This window comes from Cellulomonas bogoriensis 69B4 = DSM 16987 (genome assembly GCF_000767165.1).
Taxonomy (GTDB): domain Bacteria; phylum Actinomycetota; class Actinomycetes; order Actinomycetales; family Cellulomonadaceae; genus Actinotalea; species Actinotalea bogoriensis.
Genome location: NZ_AXCZ01000301.1, coordinates 1 through 1,809 on the forward strand (window position 1 = coordinate 1; position 1,809 = coordinate 1,809).

Annotated in this window: 2 protein-coding genes and 2 pseudogenes; 3 read left to right on the forward strand and 1 reads right to left on the reverse strand. The window is 75.7% G+C overall.

The window, feature by feature from the left end; translation table 11 throughout:
* Together N869_RS18025 and N869_RS14835 are read left to right on the forward strand one after the other, a co-directional pair.
* A pseudogene (locus N869_RS18025) lies at positions 1 to 190 on the forward strand (hypothetical protein); the annotation flags it as partial.
* A complete protein-coding gene (locus N869_RS14835) occupies positions 174 to 1,043 on the forward strand; it encodes a 1,4-dihydroxy-2-naphthoate polyprenyltransferase (RefSeq protein WP_035062930.1) in 870 nt (289 codons plus the stop codon). The pseudogene N869_RS18025 and the gene N869_RS14835, both read left to right, overlap by 17 nt.
* A 102-nt stretch (positions 1,044 to 1,145) precedes the next feature.
* On the opposite strand, the pseudogene N869_RS18645 reads toward N869_RS14835, so the two are convergent.
* Positions 1,146 to 1,328 (reverse strand): annotated as a pseudogene (locus N869_RS18645) (DUF4229 domain-containing protein); the annotation flags it as partial.
* 117 nt (positions 1,329 to 1,445) lie between these two features.
* On the opposite strand from N869_RS18645, the gene N869_RS14840 reads away from it, so the two are divergent.
* A partial coding sequence (locus tag N869_RS14840; protein ID WP_084137284.1) for a PLD nuclease N-terminal domain-containing protein occupies positions 1,446 to 1,809 on the forward strand: 364 nt, incomplete at its 3' end.

The following is a 1,809-nucleotide window of genomic DNA, read 5'->3' on the forward strand; positions in this document are numbered from 1 at the left end:
CCTGCGGGCGCGCACGCGTAGCCTGGGGCGCGCGCACGCCCCCCGGCACCTGGTGCTCGTGGACGCCCTGCCGGTCACCGGACCGGGCAAGGTCGACCGCCGTGCGGCCGCCGAGGTGGCGGCGAGGACCCTGGGCGCGACCGGCGCGCAGGTCACGACGTGGACGGAGGACGATGGCGACCATCGGTGAGTGGGTCGAGGGCGCACGCCTGCGGACGTTGCCCGCGGCGGTCGCCCCGGTGCTGGTGGGGACCGGGGCCGCGGCGCACCTTGGCTCGGCGTCGGTGCCCCGCGCGCTGCTCGCCGCCGGGGTCGCCCTGGCCCTGCAGGTAGGGGTCAACTACGCCAACGACTACTCCGACGGGGTCCGGGGCACCGACACCGACCGGGTGGGACCCCTGCGGCTGACGGCCTCGGGCGCCGCGCCGCCCACCCAGGTGCGCGGGGCCGCGTTCGGGTTCCTCGCCCTGGGTGCGTTGCTGGGGCTCGCGCTCGTGGCGGTCTCGGGCCACTGGTGGCTGCTCGCCGTGGGTGCGCTGGCGATCGGTGCGGCGTGGACGTACACCGGTGGCCGGTCGCCGTACGGGTACCGGGGCCTGGGCGAGGTAGGGGTGTTCGTGTTCTTCGGGCTGGTCGCCGTCCTGGGCACCACCTACACCCAGGCCGACCGGATCTCCTGGCCCGCGGTCGCAGGTGCCGTCGGCATCGGGCTCCTCGCGTGCGCCCTGCTGGAGGTCAACAACATCCGCGACATCCCCACCGACGTCGTGGCCGGCAAGCGCACCCTCGCCACGCGCATCGGCGACCACCGTGCGCGCCGCCTGTACGCGGCGATGATCGTGGTGCCGTTCCTGCTCGCCGTGGCGTGCGCCCCCGTGGCGCCGTGGACCCTGCTCGTGCTGCTCCTAGCGCTGCCCGCCGGGCTGCTCGTCGCCACCGTCCTGCTCGGCGCCCGGGGCGTCCTGCTGCGGCCCGTCCTGGCCGGCACCGGGATGCTCGAGCTGGGGTACGGGGTCCTGCTGGGGGTCGGCCTGGCCATGTGAGGCCGTGCGGGCGTGCACGGCGTCGGCCTCGGCGTCCTCCGCGGCGAGGTCGGCGGCCGCAGCGGGCGACAGCGGCGCGCCCTCGCGGCGGCGGCGCTCGGCACGCTCGGACATCCACCGGGAGGCACGGTCCCGCGGGCCTCCCAGGAACAGGTAGGACAGCGCGAGCGCCACGACCGTCGCGACCAGCAGCAGTAGCCACCCGCCCATGCCCGCCAGCGCGAGGGCGACGAGGGCCAGACCGAACAGCAGCAGGCGCAGGACCGAGTACACGAGAAGAGGCACCCCACCACCCTAGGCCGCCGCACCGGTGCCACCGGTGGCCCCCGGAAGGCACGTCCGGGGGACGACGGCAGATGGGATGAGGGGGTGCACCGGCGCCGGTCTGCCTAGGCTGGGGTCATGCGGTACCTCGTGTACGTCATCCCCCTGGCCATGGCGATCTACGCCCTGATCGACCTCTCCCGGTCCCAGGAGCAGGAACGCAACGGCCTGCACCCGGCCCTGTGGGTCGCGGTGATCGTGCTCCTGCCGGTGCTCGGGCCCCTGGTGTGGATCCTCATCAGCCGGCTGCACCGCACCGACGGTGGCGCGAGCAACCCCGGCTACCGTCCCGTGCGCCCCACGCCCCCCGGCCGCCCACGCACCCGGCGCACCGGCCCCCCGGCGCCGGACGACGACCCCGACTTCCTGTGGCGCATCGAGCGTGAGCGACGTCGGCGGGCCCAGCAGGGCGGGACGGACACCCCTGGCGCACAGCAGGGCG

Excerpts from the sequence above, each read along its gene's own strand:
- N869_RS14835 (WP_035062930.1), top strand. The coding sequence starts at position 174 with ATGGCGACCATCGGTGAGTGGGTCGAGGGCGCACGCCTGCGGACGTTG.